The organism is Desmonostoc muscorum LEGE 12446, assembly GCF_015207005.2.
Classification (GTDB): domain Bacteria; phylum Cyanobacteriota; class Cyanobacteriia; order Cyanobacteriales; family Nostocaceae; genus Nostoc; species Nostoc muscorum.
Window position 1 is genome coordinate 1 of sequence record NZ_JADEXS020000009.1, and the last position, 1,506, is coordinate 1,506.

General features: G+C 48.3%; 1 protein-coding gene. It reads right to left on the minus strand.

Annotated features, from left to right (window positions below; translation table 11 throughout):
• Positions 1-206: 206 nt before the first annotated feature.
• The coding region (locus IQ276_RS39940) for an anthranilate synthase component I (RefSeq protein WP_235116538.1) at positions 207-1,506 on the minus strand (1,300 nt) is incomplete at its 5' end.

Here is a 1,506-nt window from a genome sequence, read left to right on the forward strand (position 1 = left end):
ATTCAAATTGCATCAGAGCGTCTTCCCTTCTTTGCGTAAGAGCGTCTTTCTGAGGCTAAGGATTATGCAACTTAAAGGCGGATTAGCTTAAAACTAGAAGTTTAAAGCTCAGATATTCAAACGACTGATCTTAATACTGCCTCATCCCCCTCATCTCCCTCATCCCCCTCATCTCCTCACTCCCTACTCCCCACTCCCCACTCCCTTCATTGATTATTCAAGATTTTCAGCGCTGCTAGCTGTGCCTGAGCTTTGTGCAGAGATTCATACCATTCTCTCTCAGGATCGCTGTCTGCGACAATTCCCGCGCCAACTTGTCCCCAGACGATGTTGAGTGGGGCGTGGGGGGATGAGGGAGATGAGGAGGATGAGAAAGTAATTTCTCTCCCCGCTCCCCCTGCTCCCTCATCTCCCCCTGCTCCCTCATCTCCCCCACCTTCATTCTCAGGGGCCAATAGCAGGGTGCGGATTAATATATTTAAGTCTAAATTACCGCGCCAATCTAAATAGCCGCAGGAACCGTAGAATAAGCTGCGTCGCACAGGTTCTAGTTCTTCGATAATTTCCATGCAACGGATTTTGGGACAACCTGTAATTGTGCCACCTGGGAAGGTGGCGCGAATCAAATCAATGGTGGTAGATTCGCCTTTTAAAGTACCTTTGATGTTGCTGACAAGATGCATCACATGGCTATATCGTTCAATTGTCAGCAATTCGTCTACAACAACACTTCCCCATTCACAAACTCGGCCTAAATCATTGCGTTCCAAATCCACGAGCATGATGTGTTCTGCACGTTCTTTGGTGTTGCTAAGTAAATCTTGTGCCAGTTGCATATCTTGTTGTGGGGTTGCGCCACGCGATCGCGTCCCGGCGATCGGCCTGGTTTCGGCTTGTCGATTTTGCAACAATACCAAGCGTTCCGGCGAACAACTCATCACTTCTCCCCAAGGCGTTTGCCAATAGCTGGCAAAGGGAGAAGGATTGATTTTTTGCAAGGTTTGGTAAATTTCCCAACCAGAAGCTGCTGTAGACGCTTGAAATCGCAATGAAAGATTTGTCTGAAAAATGTCTCCAGCTTGAATATATTTTTTCGCCTGGTTGACAGCTGTTTCATAATCTGACTGCGATGTCAAAAAAAGAGGAGGAGAAGAAGATGCGGGGACACGGGGACACGGGGACGCGGAGAATTCATTCAGAACCTCTCCCTGTATGTCCCTATTTGCATCTTCGTTTACTAATTTTTTCTCTAATTCATTGAGTCCACTAGAATCGCTGGCCGCTAACCAAAGAATTTGTTCGGCGTGATCTAAAACGGCAAAACAATCTGGTTCGTACCAAAAAGCTACGGGAAATGGCAGGGGATCAATTTTAGTAGCGGGTAGCTCTTCAATTTCCCATGCGACATCATAGCCCAGCCAACCCAGCCAACCACCGCTGAAGGGGAGGTGAGGTGGGGGAGATGAGGGAGCAGGGGGAGATGAGGGAGCAGGGGGAGCGGGGAGA